General features: G+C 73.6%; 16 protein-coding genes and 1 pseudogene. 8 read left to right on the plus strand and 9 right to left on the minus strand.

Going from position 1 to position 20,383, the window contains the following annotated elements; genetic code table 11:
- Positions 1–116: 116 nt before the first annotated feature.
- The 3 genes from meaB to C7C46_RS28605 are packed head-to-tail and all read right to left on the minus strand — an operon-like array spanning position 117 to position 5,247.
- Positions 117–1,106, minus strand: a complete 990-nt coding sequence (meaB, locus tag C7C46_RS28595; protein WP_110672827.1) for a methylmalonyl Co-A mutase-associated GTPase MeaB — start codon at positions 1,104–1,106, stop codon at positions 117–119.
- Between the two features lie 11 nt (positions 1,107–1,117).
- Complete coding sequence (scpA, locus tag C7C46_RS28600; protein WP_110672828.1) at positions 1,118–3,334, minus strand: methylmalonyl-CoA mutase; 2,217 nt, start codon at positions 3,332–3,334, stop codon at positions 1,118–1,120.
- The gene (locus C7C46_RS28605) at positions 3,331–5,247 is read right to left on the minus strand and encodes a methylmalonyl-CoA mutase subunit beta (RefSeq protein ID WP_110672829.1); all 1,917 of its coding nucleotides are present in this window, start codon (positions 5,245–5,247) and stop codon (positions 3,331–3,333) included. Before C7C46_RS28605 ends, scpA begins: the two co-directional genes overlap by 4 nt.
- 172 nt (positions 5,248–5,419) lie before the next feature.
- On the opposite strand from C7C46_RS28605, the gene C7C46_RS28610 reads away from it, so the two are divergent.
- Positions 5,420–7,219, plus strand: coding sequence for a hypothetical protein (locus C7C46_RS28610; RefSeq protein WP_181442588.1), 1,800 nt, complete (start codon positions 5,420–5,422; stop codon positions 7,217–7,219).
- A 3-nt stretch (positions 7,220–7,222) separates the two neighbouring features.
- On the opposite strand, the gene C7C46_RS34460 is transcribed toward C7C46_RS28610, so the two are convergent.
- A complete protein-coding gene (locus tag C7C46_RS34460) occupies positions 7,223–9,346 on the minus strand; it encodes a tetratricopeptide repeat protein (RefSeq protein WP_146259239.1) in 2,124 nt (707 codons plus the stop codon).
- 192 nt (positions 9,347–9,538) lie between these two features.
- A complete protein-coding gene (locus tag C7C46_RS28620) occupies positions 9,539–9,913 on the minus strand; it encodes a YciI family protein (RefSeq protein ID WP_110672830.1) in 375 nt (124 codons plus the stop codon).
- A 289-nt stretch (positions 9,914–10,202) separates the two neighbouring features.
- On the opposite strand from C7C46_RS28620, the gene C7C46_RS28625 reads away from it, so the two are divergent.
- Positions 10,203–11,438: an outer membrane protein assembly factor BamB family protein gene (locus tag C7C46_RS28625; RefSeq protein ID WP_181442589.1), complete on the plus strand. Its 1,236-nt coding sequence runs from the start codon at positions 10,203–10,205 to the stop codon at positions 11,436–11,438.
- Between the two features lie 112 nt (positions 11,439–11,550).
- Here the strand turns inward: C7C46_RS28625 and pip are convergent, their stop codons facing one another.
- The 4 genes from pip to C7C46_RS28645 form a co-directional block, all read right to left on the minus strand.
- Positions 11,551–12,513 (minus strand): prolyl aminopeptidase, encoded by a 963-nt coding sequence (gene pip, locus C7C46_RS28630; RefSeq protein ID WP_110672832.1) that lies wholly within the window; start codon positions 12,511–12,513, stop codon positions 11,551–11,553.
- A 94-nt stretch (positions 12,514–12,607) separates the two neighbouring features.
- On the minus strand, positions 12,608–13,189 hold the full coding sequence (locus C7C46_RS28635; protein WP_110672833.1) for a hypothetical protein: 582 nt from the start codon (positions 13,187–13,189) through the stop codon (positions 12,608–12,610).
- 49 nt (positions 13,190–13,238) lie between these two features.
- On the minus strand, positions 13,239–13,691 hold the full coding sequence (locus C7C46_RS28640; RefSeq protein ID WP_110672834.1) for a MarR family winged helix-turn-helix transcriptional regulator: 453 nt from the start codon (positions 13,689–13,691) through the stop codon (positions 13,239–13,241).
- Entirely contained in the window at positions 13,688–14,155 is a 468-nt protein-coding gene (locus C7C46_RS28645; protein WP_110672835.1) for an SRPBCC family protein, read from the minus strand. Before C7C46_RS28645 ends, C7C46_RS28640 begins: the two co-directional genes overlap by 4 nt.
- Positions 14,156–14,237: 82 nt before the next feature.
- Here C7C46_RS28645 and C7C46_RS28650 point away from each other — a divergent pair, with 82 nt between their 5' ends.
- The 6 genes and pseudogenes from C7C46_RS28650 to C7C46_RS37760 form a co-directional block, all read left to right on the plus strand.
- Complete coding sequence (locus tag C7C46_RS28650) at positions 14,238–14,984, plus strand: SOS response-associated peptidase (protein WP_110672836.1); 747 nt, start codon at positions 14,238–14,240, stop codon at positions 14,982–14,984.
- 207 nt (positions 14,985–15,191) lie between these two features.
- Positions 15,192–15,518, plus strand: coding sequence for a MazG-like family protein (locus C7C46_RS28655; protein ID WP_110672837.1), 327 nt, complete (start codon positions 15,192–15,194; stop codon positions 15,516–15,518).
- Positions 15,515–17,554, plus strand: coding sequence for an ATP-binding cassette domain-containing protein (locus tag C7C46_RS36870; RefSeq protein WP_146259240.1), 2,040 nt, complete (start codon positions 15,515–15,517; stop codon positions 17,552–17,554). The genes C7C46_RS28655 and C7C46_RS36870 overlap by 4 nt, the downstream gene beginning before the upstream one ends.
- Positions 17,475–18,476 carry a tyrosine-type recombinase/integrase gene (locus tag C7C46_RS28665; RefSeq protein WP_245985108.1) on the plus strand — a complete coding sequence of 334 codons (1,002 nt, stop codon included), beginning with the start codon at positions 17,475–17,477 and terminating at the stop codon, positions 18,474–18,476. Before C7C46_RS36870 ends, C7C46_RS28665 begins: the two co-directional genes overlap by 80 nt.
- Positions 18,473–18,880 carry a hypothetical protein gene (locus tag C7C46_RS28670; protein ID WP_110672839.1) on the plus strand — a complete coding sequence of 136 codons (408 nt, stop codon included), beginning with the start codon at positions 18,473–18,475 and terminating at the stop codon, positions 18,878–18,880. The genes C7C46_RS28665 and C7C46_RS28670 overlap by 4 nt, the downstream gene beginning before the upstream one ends.
- A 195-nt stretch (positions 18,881–19,075) precedes the next feature.
- A pseudogene (locus C7C46_RS37760) lies at positions 19,076–20,383 on the plus strand (tyrosine-type recombinase/integrase); the annotation flags it as partial.

Raw genomic sequence — 20,383 nt, forward strand, 5'->3', positions numbered from 1 at the left:
CCAGCAATGGACCCTGCCCAACTGACGAAGCATCAGGCTCGATGACGGCCCGCGAAGGCCACCGCCGGTGCGGCAGAATGGCCGACCACCCGGATCTGAGACCGCCCGCGACAGCCCTACTCCCCCGCCGCGAAGCCCTCGAGGATCCGCTCGGCTGCCAGAGTGGCCGTCAGGGTGCCGTCCCGGACCTGCTGTTCGAGGCCGGGGGCGATCTGACGCACCGTCGGGTTCTCGCGCAGCCGGGCGAGCAGCTGGTCGTGCACCATGGCCCAGGTCCAGGCGACCTGCTGGTCGCGCCGCTTGGCCTCGAGCGCCCCGGTGGCCTCCAGCACCCGGCGGTGCTGGACCAATCGGTCCCAGACGGTGTCCAGGCCGGTGCCCTCGCGGCCGCTGCAGGTGAGCACCGGCGGCGTCCAGGCGGCGTCCGGCGGCTGCATCAGGCGCAGCGCGCCGGCCAGTTCGCGGGCGGCGGAGCGGGCGTCCAGCTCGTGCGGCCCGTCCGCCTTGTTGACCGCCACCAGGTCGGCCAGCTCCAGCACGCCCTTCTTTATGCCCTGCAGCTGGTCGCCGGTGCGGGCAAGGGTGAGCAGCAGGAAGGAGTCGACCATGTTGGCCACCGTGGTCTCGGACTGGCCGACCCCGACGGTCTCCACCAGCACCACGTCGTAGCCGGCCGCCTCCATGACCACCATGCTCTCCCGGGTCGCCTTGGCCACCCCGCCCAGCGTCCCGGAGGTGGGCGAGGGGCGGACGAAGGCGTTCGGGTCGACGGCGAGCTTCTCCATCCGGGTCTTGTCCCCCAGGATGGAGCCGCCGGTCCGGCTGGAGGTCGGGTCGACGGCGAGCACCGCGACCCGGTGGCCCCGGCCGGTCAGCGTGGTGCCCAGTCCCTCGATGAAGGTGGACTTGCCGACTCCGGGCACGCCGGTGATGCCGATCCGCACCGCCTGCCCGGAGTGCGGCAGCAGCGCGACCAGCAGCCGCTGGGCGAGCTCGCGGTGGTCGGGGCGACGGGACTCGACCAGGGTGACGGCCCGCGCGATGTAGGCGCGCGAGCCGTCGAGGACCCCCTGGACGTACTGGTCCAGATCGATCGTGCGGGCCACCGTTCAGCCGCTCACAGCTCGAAGCCGAGCGAGGCGGCCAGTTTGGCCAGCAGGTCCTGGGCCGCCTCCGGGATCACCGTGCCCGGCGGGAAGACCGCGGCGGCGCCCGCCTCGTAGAGCGCGTCGAAGTCCTGCGGGGGGATCACCCCGCCGACCACGATGGTGATGTCCTCGCGCCCGGCAGCGGCCAGTTCGGCGCGCAGCGCGGGCACCAGGGTGAGGTGGCCGGCGGCCAGCGAGGAGACGCCGACGATGTGCACGTCCGCCTCCACCGCCTGGCGGGCCACCTCGGCCGGGGTCTGGAAGAGCGGGCCGACGTCGACCGTGAAGCCGAGGTCGGCGAAGGCGGTGGCGATCACCTTCTGGCCGCGGTCGTGGCCGTCCTGGCCCATCTTGGCGACCAGGATGCGCGGGCGGCGCCCCTCGGCCTCCTCGAAGGCCTCGACCAGCTCGCGGGTGCGCTGCACGGCGGTGGACGGGCCGGCTTCGTCTCGGTACACGCCGGTAATGGTACGGATCTGGCCGGAGTGCCGCCCGTACACCTTCTCCAGGGCGTCGGAGATCTCGCCGACGGTGGCCTTGGCCCGGGCCGCGTCGACCGCGAGGGCCAGCAGATTGCCCTCCAGGCTGCCGTCGTTGACCGGGCCGCGCTCGGCCGAGGCGGTCAGCGCGTACAGCGCCTGCTGACAGGCGGCCTCGTCGCGCTCGGCCCGCAGCCGGCGCAGCTTCTCGAGCTGGCGGGCCCGCACGGCCGAGTTGTCGACCTTGAGCACCTCGATCTGCTCGTCGCTGGCGACCTGGTACTTGTTGACGCCGATCACCGGCTGACGGCCGGAGTCGATCCGGGCCTGGGTACGGGCCGCCGCCTCCTCCACCCGCAGCTTGGGGATGCCGGCGTCGATCGCCTTGGCCATGCCGCCGGCCGCCTCGACCTCCTGGATGTGCTGCCAGGCGCGCTCGGCGAGATCCTGGGTGAGCTTCTCCACGTACGCGCTGCCGCCCCAGGGGTCGATCACCCGGCAGGTGCCGGACTCCTGCTGGAGCATCAGCTGGGTGTTGCGGGCGATCCGGGCCGAGAAGTCGGTGGGCAGCGCGAGCGCCTCGTCCAGCGCGTTGGTGTGCAGCGACTGGGTGTGGCCCTGGGTCGCGGCCATCGCCTCCACGCAGGTCCGGGTGACGTTGTTGAACACGTCCTGGGCGGTCAGCGACCAGCCGGAGGTCTGCGAATGGGTGCGCAGCGACAGCGACTTGGCGTTCTTCGGGTCGAACTGCTTGACCAGCTTGGCCCACAGCAGCCGGGCCGCGCGCAGCTTGGCGACCTCCATGAAGAAGTTCATGCCGATCGCCCAGAAGAAGGACAGCCGGGGGGCGAAGGTGTCCACGTCCATCCCGGCGCCGATGCCGGCCCGCAGGTACTCCACGCCGTCGGCCAGCGTGTAGGCCAGCTCCAGGTCGGCGGTGGCTCCGGCCTCCTGGATGTGGTAGCCGGAGATGGAGATGGAGTTGTAGCGCGGCATCTTCTGCGAGGTGTAGGCGAAGATGTCGGAGATGATCCGCATCGAGGGCTGCGGCGGGTAGATGTAGGTGTTGCGGACCATGAACTCCTTGAGGATGTCGTTCTGGATGGTCCCGGCCAGCTTCTCGGGCGGCACGCCCTGTTCCTCCGCCGCCACGATGTACAGCGCCAGGACGGGCAGCACGGCGCCGTTCATGGTCATCGAGACGGACATCCTGTCCAGCGGGATGCCGTCGAAGAGCTGGCGCATGTCGTAGATCGAGTCGATCGCCACGCCCGCCATGCCCACGTCGCCGGTCACCCGGGGGTGGTCGCTGTCGTAGCCGCGGTGGGTGGGCAGGTCGAAGGCGACGGACAGGCCCTTCTGACCGGCCGCCAGGTTGCGGCGGTAGAAGGCGTTGGACTCCTCGGCGGTCGAGAAGCCGGCGTACTGGCGCACCGTCCAGGGCTGGTTGACGTACATGGTCGGGTACGGGCCGCGCAGGTAGGGCGCGATGCCCGGGTAGGTGCCCAGGAAGTCCGCCCCGGCCAGGTCGGCGGCCGTGTACAGCGGCTTGACGCCGATGCCCTCGGGGGTGTCCCAGGTCAGGTCCTCGACCGGCTTGCCGGCCGCCTGCCCCCAGGCCGCCCGCCACTGCGCCTCGCCGGCCTGCGGCTGCCCGTCGCCCGCCTCGGCGGCGTCGAGCCCGATCTGCGTGAAGTCGGGGATCATTCCGCCGCTCCGTTTCCGTCGAGGGTCCCATCGAGGATCTGGTCCAGCACCGTGGACAGGGTGGCGACCGCGTCGCCGCCCGCGAAGACGAACTCGTCCACGCCGGCCTGCTGGTAGGCCGCGCCCCGCTCGCCGGGCCGGCCGGCCAGCAGCACCCGCCGGGCGCCGGCGCCCTTCAGCGCGGCGGCCAGCGCCTCGCCGTGCTCCGCGTACAGCTGGTCGCCGGAGCACAGGCAGGCGACCACCGCCCCGCTCGCGGCGAACCGCTCGGCCAGCTCGGCCACCGCCGACTCGCCGGCCGCCTCGGCCTGGACGGTCTCGATGCCGCCGGCCTGGAAGAGGTTGGCGGCGAACGAGGTCCGCCCGGTGTGCACGGCCGCCGGTCCGACGGAGGCCAGGAAGAGCCGGGGCCTGGCGCCGGTGGCGGCGAGCGCGGCGTCGGAGCGGGCGCGCAGCGCCTCGAAGGTCTCGGAGCGGCGCACCCGGGGCAGGCCGCCGCCGAGCGGAGCCGGGGCGGGTTCGCGGACCACCGGCTGCTCGGCCAGCCGCGGGAACTCGCTGACGCCGGTGATCGGCTCGCGGCGGTGGGCCAGCTCGACGGTGCGCGCGGCCCAGGTCGCGGCGATCCGCTCCGGCACCAGGCCGGAGCCCAGGGCGGCGCGCTGGCCGCCGGCCCGCTCGATCTCCTGGAACCAGCTCCAGGCCGCCCGGGCCAGCTCCTCGGTGAGCTGCTCGACGTACCAGGAGCCGCCGGCCGGGTCGATCACCCTGGCCAGGTGCGACTCCTCGAGCAGGATCGACTGGGTGTTGCGGGCGATCCGGCGGGCGAAGGCGTCCGGCAGGCCGAGCGCCGCGTCGAACGGGAGCACGGTGACCGCGTCGGCACCGCCGACCCCGGCGCCGAGCGCGGCGACCGTGGTGCGCAGCATGTTCACCCACGGGTCGCGCTCGGTCATCATGACGGCCGAGGTGACGGCGTGCTGCCGCTGCGCCGCGCCGGCGCCCGTCGCGCCGCTCACCTGCGCGACGCGGGCCCAGAGCCGGCGCGCGGCCCGGAACTTGGCGATGGTCAGGAACTGGTCGGCGGTGGCCGCGTAGCGGAACTCCAGCTGGCCGCAGGCCTCGGCCACCGACAGGCCGGCCTCGGTGAGCAGGCGCAGGTAGGCCACGCCGGTGGCGAGCGAGCAGCCGAGCTCCTGGGCGGCCGAGGCCCCTGCCTCGTGGTACGCCAGCGCGTCCACCGTCAGCGCCCGGATACCGGGGTACTCGCGCACGCAGGTGGCGGCCAGCGCGGCGGCCTCGGCGAACTCCTGATCGGTCCGGGTGTCCCGGCCGGTGCGGGCCAGCAGGCCCAGCGGGTCGGCGCCGAGGTTGCCCTGCGCCGCCGCGGCCGGCACCTCGCGCTCGGCGTACAGCCGCAGCAGCCGCTCGGCGGCGGCGGCGAACTCGGGGCCGGCGTCCAGCACCACGGGCGCCAGGTCGAGGTAGACGCCCTCCAGCGCGGTCGGCAGCCCGTCCACCGGCAGGCCGGCACCGCCCAGCGTCAGCCAGAGCGAGCCGACCCCGTTCTCCAGGTCGGCCAGCGCGTCCTCGTTGGCGCGGCGCGGGTCGGGGTGGGCGTGGCGCTGGCGCACGTCCCAGCCGCCCGGCACCGAGCCCTGGGCCCGGCCGCCGCGGGTGAACGGCGCGAAGCCGGGAAAGCCGGGGTCAGCCGCCGTGTCCTCGGCGGTGTACAGCGGCCGGGCGCGCAGCCCGTCCTCGATCCGGGTGCTGAGCGCGTCCTCGGCCGACGCACCGTCAGCCGGCCCGGCGCCCGACTTGCGCAGCACACCTTCGACGAGCAGCTGCCACTGCTCCCGGGTCGCATCCGGGAACTCGGCGGCCAGTGGGAGCCCTGCGGGCGTAACCGTCATGACGGGAGGTTAACGCCCACTCGCAAGATCGCAGCAGGTCCCACGAGTGTGAGCTTTGCCGCTCGGCACTGGGCAGCGCCCGGAGTGCCGCACGTAGTATGACCGGATCGTGGGTGCAGGACCGACCGCGGACCGTCGCGCGCCCCGGTCGAGCAGAGGGAGGGACCGCGCAGTGCGCGAACGGCCGGCCGACCGGCTCCTGGTGCCGGTGGGGGACGAGGCGCACCGGTGGGCCACCCGGGGGCGGTGCGCGTGCGTGCTGCTGGTGGTGCACAACGTCACCTCGGCCACCCGGCTGCTCGACGTGGTGCCGCTGTTCCGCGACGACCTGCGGGTGCAGCTGCTGGCCACCTGCACGGGATCCTCGCCGTTCCAGTCGGGCGTGGCGGAGCTGCTCGCCGAGGTGGGGGTGCCGGTGCTGCCGTGGAGCCAGGTGCCGTCGGTGCCGGTCGCGCTCGCCGTGTCGGCCAGCCTGGGCGGCGAACTCCACGCGATAGCAGGGAAGTTAGCGGTGCTGTCGCACGGGGTCGGCTACAATAAGACGCTTGCCGCACCGGACACCGGACACCGGACACCGGACACCGGACCTCCGGTCTTCGGCCTGGCGCCCGAGTGGCTGCTGCACGACGGCCGGCCGGTCGCCGAGGCGATGGTGCTCTCCCACCCCGAGCAGCTGGACCGGCTGCGGGCCGCCTGCCCGCCCGCCGCGCCGACCGCCGTGCTGGGCGGCGATCCGTGCTTCGACCGGATCCTCGCCGCCCGCCAGCACCGTGACCGCTACCGGCGCGCCCTCGGCATGCGGCCCGGGCAGCGGCTGGTGCTGCTCAACTCCACCTGGAACCCGAACTCGCTCTTCGGCGACGGCGGGGGCGAGGACCTCCTGCCGGACCTGCTGCCCCGGCTGACCGAGCAGCTCGCCGTCGACGAGTACCGCCTGGCCGCCGTCCTGCACCCCAACATCTGGCACGGCCACGGCAGCGGCCAGGTCCGGCTCTGGCTCGACCGGGCCCGCCGCTCGGGCCTGACCCTGGTCGACCCGCTGCACGACTGGCGCCAGGCACTGATCGCCGCGGACGTGGTGGTAGGCGACTTCGGCTCGGTGACGTACTACGCCGCCGCCCTGGGCACGCCCGTCCTGCTGGGCGCGGCGCCGCTGTCGGCGCTGGGCGCCGACTCGCCGGTGGCCGCCTTCGTGCGCCGGGCGCCGCGGCTTGACCCGCTCGCCCCGCCCGGCCCGCAGCTGGACCGGGTGCTGGCCGGACACCGGCCGCTGCCGGAACCGGCCGAGCTGACCAGTTCGGCGCCCGGCAAGGCCGCCGAACTGCTGCGCGCGCTGTTCTACCGCCTGATCGGCCTGCCCGAACCGGAGCGGGCGGCCCTGCTGGACCCGCTGCGCCTGCCGCCGCTGCGGACCGCCGACGTCACGGCGCCGCTGCGGGTGCTGACCGAGGTGCACGGTGACGAGGTCCGGGTGCGCCGTTTCGCCGACCCGCGCGAGCAGCCCGACGGCCCGGGCGCGGCGCACCTGGCCGTGGCCGAGGACGCCCTCGATCCCGGGGTGCTGTCGCTGGCGGACCTGATCTACCGTCACGGCCCGCCACATGATCCCCGGTTGGGAACGCCCGTGCAGTGGGCCGGCGAGGTGCTGGCCCGGTACCCGGGCTGCACCCTGGCCGCCTACCTGGCCGACACCGGCCGGTGCACGGCCCGCCACCGCGACGGCACCGTGTACCGCTGGTCGGCGGCCGGCCCCTCCGGCACCCCGGGCCCCGCAGGCACCGACCCGGCCGCCCAGGCCAGCGCGCTGCTCGCCCGGCTCGGCACCGGGCAGCCGTTGGGCCCGGACGGGCGACTGACCGTGCGCACCGGCCCCACTGACTCCACCAGCACCACCGGCCCCACCAGCACCACTGACCGCACCGGCACCGCGCGGCTGCGGATCACCCAGGTGTCGCCAGGGCCCGCCCGGTGAGGCTCAGCCGCGCGTGGCCCGCGCCCGCCGGCGCAGCACGTCCAGCGCGCTGAGGTGCACCTCGGCGCCCTCCTGCGCGAGCAGCTCGTCCGCCTCCTCGATCAGGGCCAGCGCCTGGTCGCGGCTCCCGGCGAGCAGCCGGACCTCGGCCAGGTCGCCGAGGGTGCGGGCGGCGTTGTACCGCTCGGTGCCGAGGCCCGCGCGGAAGAACTCCAGCGCGTCCGCCAGCAGCTCGGCGGCCCGGGCGAACTCCCCCAGCCCGCTCAGCGCCCGGCCCCGGTGGCGTTGCAGCAGCGCCCGAGCGCGCGGGACGTCCTTCGCGCCCTCCCCGTTCCCGATGCGCCGCAGCACTTGGTCGGCCTCCTCGAAGCAGGCCAGCGCCGGGGCGAACCGCCAGCGGCGCAGGTGCAGCAGGCCCAGCGACTCGACGGCGGTGGCCTGCCCGAGCAGGTGGCCGACGTCCTGGGCAGCGGCTGCCGCCGCCCGCAACTGCTCCTCGGCCTCCTCGTAGAGCTCAGCCTCCAGCAGCCCGAAGGCCAGCTGGGTGTGCATCCGCCCCACCATCCTGCGGTCCAGGTCCTGCAGCCGGGCGGCCGCCCGCACCCCCGCCCGCAGCGCCGGGAGCAGCTCGCGGACCCGACCCACCTTCAGCTGCCAGGCCCACAGCGCCTCGACCAGCTGGCAGACGGTGTCGTACTCGCCCTGTTCCTCGGCGGCGAACACCGCCTCGACCAGGTTGGGCAGCTCCTCCCCCAGCGCGGCGATCGCCGCCCCCTCGTCGGCGTACCGGCCGGGCCCCAGGCGGGCGAAGAGCGGGCCGACGTGCCAGCGCTTGGGCAGCGCGGCGAAGTCGGCCCGCACCGCGAAGCGCAGGTAGCCCTCGACCATCGCCGCGACCGCCGCCTTGCGTGCGGCCGGGCTGTCGGTGGCGGCCGCCAGCTCCGCGCCGTGGCGGCGCGCGGCCGGCCGGTAGCGGTAGCGACGCGCCGACACCTGCTCCAACAGGCCCAGCTCGGCGAGCTCCGCCAACTGCTCGCCGGCCTGCTCGGCCGTCACCCCGGTGGCCGGGGCGGCGCCGGCGGCATCGACGGCCGGCCACGGGTGCAGCGCCAGGGCGCGGTAGAACGCGGCAAGCGGTGCGTCGAGCGACTGGTAGAGGTCGTCGATCGCGGTGCGCACCGGATCGCCCTCGACCGCCGGGCGGAGCGGCAGCGCGGTGGTGAGGTAGCGCGCACCGGCCCGCACGGCGTACGGCGAGCCGCCGTAGCGGGCCAGCAGCGCGGGCACCCGGGCCCGGCCGGCCGCCAGCGCCTCCTGGCCGGCCAGCTCGCCGAGCAGCCGCTTGGCGTCCTTGTCGGCCAGCGGGCCGACCTCGACGGTGAGCGCGTCCAACCCGGTGAGCGGCCGCCGCGCGGTGACCACGGTGAGCACCCCGGGCGCTGGGCTGATCAGCGCGCGGACCTGGCCCGCGCTGGTGGCGTGGTCGAGGATCACCAGCGCGCGCAGGTCGGCCGTGAGGGTGCGGAACAGGTCGGTCCGGTCGCCCTCCCCGGCGGGCAGCCGGTCCTCCGGCAGGCCGAGGTGGTTCAGCAGGTACCCGAGCACGGTGGCCGCGTCGGGCGCGGTGCCCAGCCGGCCGCTGCGCAGGTCCACGTAGAGCCGGCCGTCGGGGAAGCGCTCCGGTTCGCGATGGCCGAAGTGGAGGGCGAGCGAGGTGGTCCCGATCAGCTCCGGGCCGGCCAACTGCACCAGGCGCGGCCGCCCGGCCGCCGGGCGGGTGGCCTCCTGCCGCAGCGCGGCCAGCTGCTTCCGGCGGTCGGTGAAGAACCGGGTCGCCGGCGGCAGCAGCACCGGCGGCCGGTGGCCGGGCAGGGGCGGCACCGGTTGCGCGGCCAGCAGCGCCGCCAACTCCTCCGCCCGCTCGGGCTCCTGACCGGCCCGCGCGACGATCGCGGCCGCCAGTGCGGCCCGCTCGGCGGCTCCGCGCGGGGCGGGCGTCTCGTGGCCGAAGACCCGGTGGACGAACCCGCCCATGGACTCGGCGAACCGCTTCCCCATCTCGCTGCCCATGCTCGCGGTCGCTGCGCTCAGCGCCCCGGTGACCAGCGTGACCGAGAACGGATCCACCACACCACACCCCCTGGCCACTCGGACGGCCCAGGCGCCGCCGGTACAACCCGTGTCGCCCCCACCGTATCGGCCCGAACCAGCGGTGGGACGCAACATCCACCAGAAGCGCACCTGCTGACGCGCCGACAGGCGTCCGGGCTGCCACCGCGAGCCCGGACGCCGGCCGGACGCCCGGGGACCGGACCGCGGTCAGCCCTGGCCGACGGTCTCCTGGCGGTTCCTCGGGGCGCGGAAGCGGTGGACCTCCTGCGGCCAGCCGCAGGCCGTGGCGATCCGGCCCGCCCACAGCCGCGCCGCCGCCTCGTCGGCCACCTCCACCACCGCGAGGCCGCCGAGGTGCTCCTTGCTCTCCACGTACGGGCCGTCGGTGAACAGCGGCGTACCGCTCGACGCGTCGACGCTGAACACCGGCGCGGCGTCGTCCAGGCCGCCGGTGAAGATCAGCACGCCCGCCGCCTTCATCTCCGCGACCAGGTCCCGGACGGTGTCGGCCTTCTTCTGCAGCTCCTCGGCCGTGTGGTCGGGCACCCACTCCTCCTGGAAGGCGATCAGGTACTGGGCCATGTCTTCTCCTCGTGCGTCCTCGTGTCGGCAGTCCAGGACGGCCACCGCTCGGATGTACCACGAACAGCCCGCGCCGGATGCGACAGGCTGCCCGAGGCCAATGTCACCCCACCGCGCCGCGGCCCGCCCGCGACACTCCGCGACCGGGCCGCCCCCGCCTTCGTCACCGGGCGGCAGCGGCCGGACAGGCCCTGGTCCTGCGCACGTCAAATGCCGCACGGCTGGCTGGAATTGGCCCACCAGGCCCTATCATTCCCTCACCATTGAGGCGGAGCCGGCGGGGGGCGCAGTGAGACGCAGCTGGAGCGGCGGCGAGGACCCGGAGCACGAGGGCCCGACGCCTGTGACCCCCGGCGGCGTCGAGCCGGTCGAGGCCGACGTGCTGGGCCAGGGCGGGCCCGAGGCCGGGCGCGACGCCTCCTGGCTGCGCCGCCGCCGCGTCCCGCTCGCCTGCACCGCCCTGCTGCTGCTCGCCACCGCGGTGGCCGTGCAGTCCCAGCGCCCGCACCACCGCAGCACGGCTCCCGCCCTGCCCACCCCGCGCTACACCCGGGTCGCACCCGGCTGGTCGACCGACCTGCAGGTGCTCGGCGCACCCGCGCTCGGCAGCGGCGTCCTCTACCTCCCCGGCGCCGACGGCCGGCTGCACGCGCTGGACGCCGCCGACGGCAGGCAGCGCTGGGCCTCGGAGGCGGTGACGACGGAGGAGCACGGTCTGACCACCCCGGTGCTCGGCTACGGGATGCTCTACACCAGCGGCTGGGACCACCAGGTGTCCGCCGTCGACGCGGCCACCGGGCTCACCCGCTGGACCTTGCCCACCGGCGGCGCGGTGCCCAGCGCCCCGACCGTGTTCCGCGAGGCCCTGTTCGCGGCCGACACGGACGGCACGGTCTACGCCATCGACGCGCTGACCGGCGCGCTCTCCTGGTCCCGACCGATCGGCAGCACCGGCTACCCCTCCACAGTGGTCGGCACCACGCTCTACCTGACCAGCGAGTCGGGCAAGGTGTTCGCGCTGGACACCTCCACCGGGCGCCAGACCTGGGTCTACGACAGCGGTACGCCGCTCACCGCGGCGGCGACCGTCGCCGACGACACGGTGTACTTCGCCGGCGGCGGCGACGACCAGGTGCACGCGCTGGACGCCAACACCGGCCGGCCCAAGTGGTCCTTCACCGCCCAGCACCGGATCGGCACCCAGCCCGCGGTCGGCAGCGGCCTGGTCTACGCGGGCAGCGACGACGGCACCCTGTACGCCCTGGACGCGGCCACCGGCGAGCCGCGCTGGCACTACCAGACCGGCGGCCCGATCCCGGCCGCCGCCACCGCCGTGCCGGACGACGACCTGGTCTACGTGGGCAGCGCCGACCACACGCTCTACGCCCTCGACGCCCGCACCGGCGCGCTCAGCTGGTCCCGGGCCACCGGCTCCGACCTGCGCCGGCCGCCGGTGCCGGCGGACGCCGCGCTCTACGCGGTCGGCTCCGACCGCAAGCTCGTCGTGCTCCAGCAGCGCCCCTGACCGCCCGCCCGGCACCCGCTCACCACCCCAGCAGCCCCGGGTCCGAGGCGAGCGAGCGCAGCACTCCCGGGGGGGCGGCCACCCGTGGGGTACCTGGCCGGCAGCCGGTCAGTCAGCGCTGGTTCTTGAACTCCTCGATGGCACTGCGGACCAGTTGGCCCGCCGCATCGCTGCCCGCGTGCCCGGCGTCCTCGACGATGTGCAGCCGCGCGCCGGGCCAGGCCCTGGCCAGCTCCCAGGCGGTCTGCACCGGGCATCCCATGTCGTGCCGCCCGTGCACCAGGACGGCAGGGATGCCGGCCAGCTTGGCAGCACCGTCGATGAGCTGGTTGGGCGTCAACCAGGCCCCGTGGCCGAAGATGTGGGAACAGATCCGGACGAAGGCCAGTTGGGCGTCCTCCTCGCGGGCGCTGTACAGGCCCGGCACGCCGTTGGGCTCGCCGGAGATGACCGCGTCCTCCCAGGCCAGCCAGCCTGCCGCGGCCTTGACCCGGACCGCCCGGTCCGGGTGCTCCATCAGGCGCGCGTAGGCGGCCGGCAGGTCGCCCTCGCGCTGGTCGGCGGGCACCCCGTCGCGGAACCGCTCCCAGGCCTCGGGCTGGAACCGGGCCGCGCCCCGGTAGAGCCACTCGATCTCGGCCGGCCGCGAGGTCATGATCGACTGGAGCACCATCTCGCTGACCCGCTCCGGGTGTTGCTGCGCGTAGGCCAGGGCCAGCGTCGTCCCCCAGGACGCGCCGGCCAGCAACCACCGCTCGACGCCCAGGTGTTCGCGCAGCCGCTCGATGTCGTCGATCAGGTGCTGGGTGGTGTTCAGGGCCATGTCGGCGGAAAGGTCGCCGGCGTGCGGCGTACTGCGCCCGCAGTTGCGCTGGTCGTACCGGATCACCCGGTACGCCTGCGGGTCCCATGCCCGGGTCGGGCGCCGCGGCATCCCCGCCCCGGGCCCGCCGTGCACCACGAGCGCGGGCTTGCCCTCGGGGTTGCCGAGCTCCTCGTAGGAGAGGCGGTTGCCGTCCCCGGTGTCGAGGAAGCCGCTGCGGTACGGACCGGTCTCGGGATAGAAGTCCACCATGGGGCCCGATCCTATGGCTACGGACCGCCGCTCATCGGCAATTTGATTTTCCGTCAGAACAGCACTGCGAGACGGTGCGGCGGTACCGGCCGGCTCACAGGCCGAAGTGCGCCACCGCCCGGTCGGCCACCTCGGCCGGAGCCAGCCGGGTGTTGTCGATCAGCAGATGGGCGCCGGGCAGGTGGGCGAAGTCGTCGACCGAGTTGAGCCGGTGCTGGGCGTCAAGCTCTACCAAGTGCTGGTTGGACCAGGCAAGGTCGCGCTTGGAGGCCTTCTCCGCCAGCCGCGACTCGCCGGCGTTGCGAACCAGCCGGACGCCCTGCTCGGCGGTCAGCTCCAGGTAGAGGACCCGTGCGCCGCGCTCGCGGAACGGCGCCGAGTAGCGCTCGACCAGTGCGGCGTCGGCCGGGTCGTCGAAGTGCCAGACCACGGTGAAGACCAGGCCGGGCAGGTCGCTGGCGGCGGCCTCGGCAAGGATCTGCTCGCGAAAGGCGTGGTTGAGGCGCTGGAACTGCGGTGAGCCGTACGGGAAGAGGCGCAGCAGCGGCTCGATGGTCAGGTGGTTGTGGAACAGCTTGAACCCGGTGCGCTCGGCGATGGCGGCGCCCACGGTCATCTTGCCCACCGCGGCGGGGCCGATGACGAACAGCAGGGTCGGCGGCGGGGGTTCGGACATCGCGCCAGCATAGCCGGGCGCCCGCACGGTGGTTCGCCCACGCCCGGGCTCACCCGCCCGCCTTCAGCCGCTGCAGCGAGCGGGTGAAGGGGGTGGCGAGCTCGCCCAGCGGCTCGAAGTAGTCCCGGTCGCACTCCTCCACCACCCGCACCGCCCGGTTGGCCAACTCGCGCCCGGCCGCGGTGACCCGCAGCGCGCGGGCCCGCCTGTCGGTGGGGTGCGGTTGGCGCTCCACCAGCTCGGCCGCCTCCAGGGCGCGCAGCACCTGGGAGGTCATCATCGGGTCGGTGGCGACGTAGTCGGCCAGCAGCTTCTGGGTCACCGGGCCCTCGACGCCGAGCCAGGTCAGCGCCGCCAGCAGCACGAACTGCACGTGGGTCAGGCCGAGCGGCTTGAGCGCCGCCCGCTGCGCGGCCTGCCAGCGGTTGGTGACCTGCCAGAGCAGCAGCCCGGGACTCTCCTCCGCGTCCTCGAAGGAGGTGTCCAACCCGCGTCCGGTCACGCCGCGGCGGTCTGCTGGTCGGCCTGCTGCCCGGCGGCCGGCTCAGCCCGCTCGGCGACGGCCCGCAACGCCTCCAGGTCCTGCTGCAGGGTGGCGGCGATGCCCTTGCCGAGGATCCGGCGCCAGAGCGGGGCGAGGGGCCCGGCCAGGCTCACGGCCACCTCCACCTCGGTGCGGCCGGCCGGGTCGACCCGGACCAGGTGCCGGAAGGTCAGCCGGGCGCCGAGCAGCAGCGAGACGTCGGTGAACTCGGCCTCGTCGAGCACCTCGATCACGAACCTGGTCCTCGGCCCGCCCTTCGGCTTGAGCACGCCGGTCGAGCCCTGCGCGAACGGCCCGTCCAGGCGCACCCACTCGGTGTCGGCGTTCCACTCGGGCCAGGTGGCCATGTCGGCCCAGCGGGCGAAGAACGCGGCGGGGGCGGCGGTGGAGGAGATCTGGGCGGTGGCGATCGTCTTCGTCATGCATTTAGTATGCGCGCTTAGTACATTGCGCGTCAACCCCTTCCGCCCTCGCCGCGCGCCGGACTGTGGCAGGGTGGAAGCCGTGTGCGGCCGCTTCGTCTCCACCACCACCCCGACCGACCTGGTCGACCTGCTCGGCGAGCTCTCCTGGGACCCCGCCGAGACCTTCGCGCCGAGCTGGAACGTGGCGCCCACCGACCCGGTGCCGGCCGTGCTGGAGCGGCTGGACCGGGAGAGCGGCGAACTCGTCCGCCGGCTGCGGGTGCTGCGCTGGGGCCTGGTGCCGTCCTGGTCCAAGGACACGTTCGGCGCGGCCCGGCTGATCAACGCCCGCGCCGAGACGGTCGACCAGAAGCCGGCCTTCCGCAAGGCCTTCGCGGCCCGGCGGTGCGTGATCCCGGCGGACGGCTACTTCGAGTGGCAGCCGGTCCCGGCCGCCGCGGGGCGCAAGGCGTTCAAGCAGCCCTACTACCTGTCCACCGGCACCACGATGCTGATGGCCGGGCTGTACGAGTTCTGGCGCAACCACGCCGTACCCGAGGACGACCCCACCGCCTGGCTGACCACCGCCTGCGTCCTGACCACGGACGCCACCGACCGCGCCGGCCGGGTGCACGACCGGATGCCGCTCACCATCGCCCCCGCCGACCTGGACGCCTGGCTGGCACCCGGCACCTCCGCCGCCGCCGAGCTGCGCCACCTGCTGCACCCGCCCACCGAGGACCGCCTGACGGTCCGTGCCGTCCCCACCACCGTCAACAGCGTCCGCGCCCCCAACGGCCCCGACCTGCTGGCCCCCGCCCCGGACCCGCTGGGCCTGGCGGACTGACGCAGCGCCGGCTCGCGCGGCACCCTGCGCGCCCCGTTCCCGTTCACGCCCCGCGCCAGGGCATCGGCCGACACCCGGTCGGCCCTCCTCGGCCGGGTGGGCCGGACCCGGTGCTCGAAAAGGGCCTGTTCACCCCGGGCTCGCCGAGAACCGCCGGGAACCGCCCGGCTTGATCGAGTGATTCGAACAGGGGCAGGATCCTGGCCCATGGACGAGATCTGGGAAACCGTCAACTCCCTTAAGAAAACGGTCGATTCACACTTCCAGCGTAGTGACGAGATGCGCTGGACGGTTCAGGCCCTCAAGCTCCAGGAGGAGGCCGGCGAGGTGGCCGAAGCGGTCATCGGGGCGCTCGGCGCCAATCCGCGCAAGGGCCACTCGCACACCTGGGACGACGTCCGCAAGGAGGCCTGCGACGTCGCGCTGACCGCGCTGGTGCTGCTCGCCCGGCTGGGCGGCGACCCCCGCTGGTTCTTCGAGGAGCATGTGCGCGCCGTCGCCGCCCGCGCCGCGCAGAAGGGGCCGGCGGCTTGAGCGCCACCACCGGCACCGGCCGGTCGGAGACCGACACCGCGGGCGCGGGCGACGAGAAGGCGGGCGGCGACGAGGAGCTGACCTGGAAGGCCGACGCCCGCCAGGCCGCGGCCACCGCCGCGATCAGCGTCGGCTCGATGGCCCGCCGGCTGCCCCAGCTGGTCGTCCGCGCCTTCCGCCTCGGCTGGCAGATCGACCCGCGCTCGGTCACCGTGCTGCTGGTCTGCCAAGCCGCCTCCGCACTGCTCGGCGCCGCCGGGCTGTACGCCTCGACCGGCACCATCGGCTCGCTCTTCGGCCCGGGGCGGATGGACCAGCGGCTGGCCGCCGCACTGCCCTCGATCCTGGTGATCGCCAGCTCGCTCGGCCTGCGCCGCCTGCTCGGGATCACCATCCAGGCGATCACCGTACGGCTGTCACCGCGGATCGCCCGGGCGGCCGAAGCCACCGTGCTGCGGGCCACCATCGCCACCGAGCTCGCGGCCTACGACACCGCCGGCTACTCGGACGAGCTGGAGGCCGCCGACCGGGGCGCGGAGAGCTGCTCCGCGATCCTGGGCCAGGCGCAGAACCTGCTCTCCTCGCTCGGCTCGCTGGTCGGCGCCGCCGGGGTGCTCACCGTCCTGCACCCGGTCCTGCTGCCGCTGCTGGCGGCCGCCGCCCTCCCGCAGGGGATCGCCTCGGTGCGGGCCGCCCGGGTGGCATACCTGGCCGACCGCGAGGCGCTGGGCGACCGGCGGATCCTGGCCAACCTGCGGTGGTACATCCACCTCAAGCGCCACGCCGACCAGGTCCGCTCGGACACCATGGGCGGCTTCCTGATGGACAAGTACGACACGGCCGGCCGCCGGCTGGACGCCGCCACCCGCAGCTCCTCGGCCCGGGCCGCCCGGGTCTCGGTGCTCGGCGCGCTCGCCTCCGGACTGGGCACCGCGGCGGTCTGGCTGGTGACGCTCTGGCTGGTGGAGAGCGGCCGGATGAGCCTGCCGCGCGGCTCGGCAGCCGTCCTCGCCCTCACCGCGGTCTCCAACGCACTGGCCGGGCTGGTCGGTTACGGCGCCGAGCTGTCCCGCACCGGGATGTACCTGGACGACTGGGCCCAGTTCCTGGACACCGCCGGCGGGCACGCGCTGGCCCGGGGCACCGGCTCGCCCGCCGCGCCCGAGCTGATCACGGTCAGGTCGCTCAGCTACCGCTACCCCAACACCGAGCGCACCGCGCTGGACTCGGTGGACCTGACGCTGCGTCGGGGCGAGATCGTGGCCCTGGTCGGCGAGAACGGCTCCGGCAAGACCACCCTGGCCAAGGTGCTCGCCGGGCTCTACCTTCCCGCCGCGGGCGACGGCGCGGTGGAGTGGGACGGCACCGACACCCGGGAGTTGGACCCCCAGGCGCTCTGGCGCCAGGTCGCCGTGGTGCCGCAGGACTACGCCCGCTGGATGCTCACCGCCCGGGAGAACATCACGCTGGGCCAGCCCACCGGCGAGGGCGACCGGGCGGTCTGGCGCGCCGCCCGGTCCGCCGGGGCCGACGAGGTGATCGACGAGCTGCGCAGCGGGCTGGCCACCCTGCTCGCCGTGGAGTGGATGGGCGGCGAGGAGCTGTCCGGCGGGCAGTGGCAGCGGATGGCGATCGCCCGCAGCTTCCACCGTCCGGCCGGCCTGCTGATCCTGGACGAGCCGACCGCCGCCCTCGATATCTATAGCTCCCGAAGCCTGCAAGGCACACGAGCGATCCGCTCCTCGGATCATGTGCCTCTGCAGTATCTGAGGGGTCATAGGTATGTCGGGTATGTTTATGATCATGATTGGGAAGTACAGGGCAGAGCGAGCCATATCGCCTGCGGACGAGTCCGTTGCGTGGGTCGTGGTGGACAACTCGTTCGCCCTGCACACCGAGGCGTCGTCGTTCCTCGCCGGTCTCCGGGCCGCCGGTCGCTCCTCGAACACCGAGCGGGTGTACGCGGGCCGGGTGGCGCTGTACCTATCCTGGTGCGCCGAGCGCGGGGTGGACTGGTCGAGGGCCGGGCTGCTTGATCTGGGCCGGTTCCTGCGGTGGTTGGTCGCGGAGCCGCTACCGGCCCGGAGCTGGAAGCACGCGACGGAGCCGCGCTACCGGAAGGAGTCGACTGCCAACGCGGTGATCACCGCAGTGTGTGAGTTCCTGCGGTTCGGCTCCCGGCATGGGTGGGTGCCGCTGGAGGTCGCCGCTCTGCTGTCGGAGCCGAAGTACCTTTCGCACCTGCCGACCGGCTACAACGCCGGTGAGGATGGGCAGTTCCGAACGGTCAGGGCCCGGTCGCTGAAGTTCACGACTGCGCAAGAGGGTTACGAGTGGCTCACCGACGACCAAGTCGACCGGCTTGTGGCCGCGACCGGCCGGGCGCGTGATCGGTTCCTGGTCGCGTTGTTGGCGTGCACCGGGGTGCGGATCGGTGAGGCGTTGGGGCTGCGCCGGGAGGACATGCATCTGCTGTCCCACTCTGGCACCCTCGGGTGCCCGGTTGCGGGCCCGCACATCCATGTCCGGCGTCGGCGGCACAACGCCAACGGGGCGCTTGCGAAGTCGAGGGTACCGAGGTGGATCCCGGTCACCGAGGACGTGGTGAGCCTCTACGCCGACTACCAGTTCGAGCGTGTCCAGATCCGGCAGGCGGACGACACCGACATGGTCTTCGTGAACCTCTTCAGGGGACCGCTCGGTCGGCCGATGACGTATGCGTCGGTGAAGGATCTGTTCGATCGTCTCGCCCGGAGCATCGGGTTCCCTGCCCGCCCGCACATGCTGCGGCACTCGGCGGCGACCCGCTGGGTCCGTGCTGGTGTGGACCGCGATGTGATCCAGACCCTGATGGGGCACGCGAGTTCGGCCTCGATGGACCAGTATCTGCATGCCACCGACCAGGACTTGCGCGACGCGGTCGAGCGTGTCGGCGCCGCTCGGGGAGGCTCCTGGTGAAGCTCGCACTGGTACGCCCGGAGACCTCGACGGTTCCCGCCGGCGGTGTCGGCCTGGACACCTGGCAGCGGTGGCTGGAGGACGCCATCGACCGTGATTGGCGGCCCACAGAGTGGGACGCCGAGGCGCTGTTGTTCACGGGCGATCCCGACAACCCGCGCACCCGCGCCTACGTCTGCCGGACGGTGTCCTGCTCCACCGTCGTGCACACGCGCAGCTTCTGCACGAAGTGCATGGAGAAGTTCAAGGCGAGCGGCCTGAGTGCGGAGGTGTTCGCCGCACAGTACGATCGCCGCGCGGTCGTGACGAAGGCAGGGCAGGCTCCGTCACGGTGCCGGGTGGAACGGGGGGATGCGCACTGCGGGTACCCGTCCTCGGCGAAGGGCATCTGCGTCGAGCACTAATCCAGGTGGCACCGGTGGCAGCTGGGCCGTCCGTCCGGAAGCGCGGTCCTCGACGAGTGGGTCACCTCCGTCGCCGAGGTCGTCGTCGCGGACGTCTCGTCCTGCCTGGTGCCGGGATGCTGGTCACCGCAGACCCGGACGGTCCCGCTGTGCGCCTACCACCAGCGCAAGCGCGCCGAGCACACAGCAAAGGGCATGGCCGGAGCGGACATCGCCGCGTGGGCCGGGGACCAGACTCCGTTTCTGCTCCAGCACCAGTTCTCGCTGCGTTCCCTTGCCCCGCTCCTGCGGCTGGAGTTCCTGTACGCCATCCAGCAGCGTGACGTACGCGGCGCCAGCCTTGATCCGCCAGTCATCCGCCGGATGGTGCGCCGCTTCGCCCAGTACGGCAGCCTCCTGGAGATCGACCGGGCGACTGCGCTCGGCATGGTGGACCGGGCCTGCAACAACACCCGTGCCCACGTGAAGGAGTTCTTCCGCCACGTACGGGCCGGGTACGACCAGGCCGGCGGCGCCGACCCGCGCGACTCGGAGGTCTGGGATGCCGTGTCCGCCAAGATCGCCTCCCGCTACAGCCGATCGGGACGCCGCTACAACCAGGGCGTCGTCGACTTCGGCCGGATCGTCCAGCCGTGGCTGCGCGAGGTCGCCCTGGCCTGGGCGAGGACGACCGATCCGGACAGCTACGCGATCAACCGGATGCTGAATGCGTGCGTCCGCGCCTCCCATGCCCTTGCCGCACGGTCCGGTGGAGGCGAGGACCCCGGAACCCTTCGATTCGCCGATCTCGACGCTGTCGTCGAGGCGTTCAAGGACGCCCGCAAGCCGGACGGCGACTTGTACGCGGCCAGCCAGAGACGCGACATGCTGACGAAGTTCTTCCAACTGCTGGATTTCGGCCGCAAGGCCGACCTCCTGAACGCACTGTCGGGAACCTTCGCACGGCACCAGTCGCACCGCATCCCGACCGAGGAGACCAACGAGGACGAGGTCGGCAAGGCGATCCCTGAGCCGGTCATCGCCCAGCTCGACACCCACCTCGACCGGATCGGCAAGGGCTTCCCCTACGGTGACATGGCGTCCGAGGACGTGCACCTGATGTTCCGCACCGCCTACATCATCCTGCGCGACACCGGCCGCCGACCCCTGGAGGTCTGCGCTCAGCGGAACACCTGCCTGGAGGCGGAGGACGGCGAGTACACGCTGATCTGGGACAACCACAAGAAGAAGCGATACCGGCGAAGGCTGCCCATCACCGCCTCCACCGCTGCCGCCATCCAGACCTGGCAGCAACGCCGCAGTCGACTGAAGGCCCCAGCCCACAGCAAGGCCTACCTGTTCCCGCCCATCTCCGACCAGACCGGCGTCCCCCACCTGATCGCGGGCGGCCTCGCCCGCGCGATCCGCGCCTGGGTCGATTCGCTACCGCCGCTGCGCTCGGACACGCCCGGGCCGGACGGCCTGCCGCTGCCGTTCGACCACTGGGCCTTCCCCCCGAGTAGT

The organism is Streptomyces tateyamensis (genome assembly GCF_003205575.1).
Classification (GTDB): domain Bacteria; phylum Actinomycetota; class Actinomycetes; order Streptomycetales; family Streptomycetaceae; genus Kitasatospora; species Kitasatospora tateyamensis.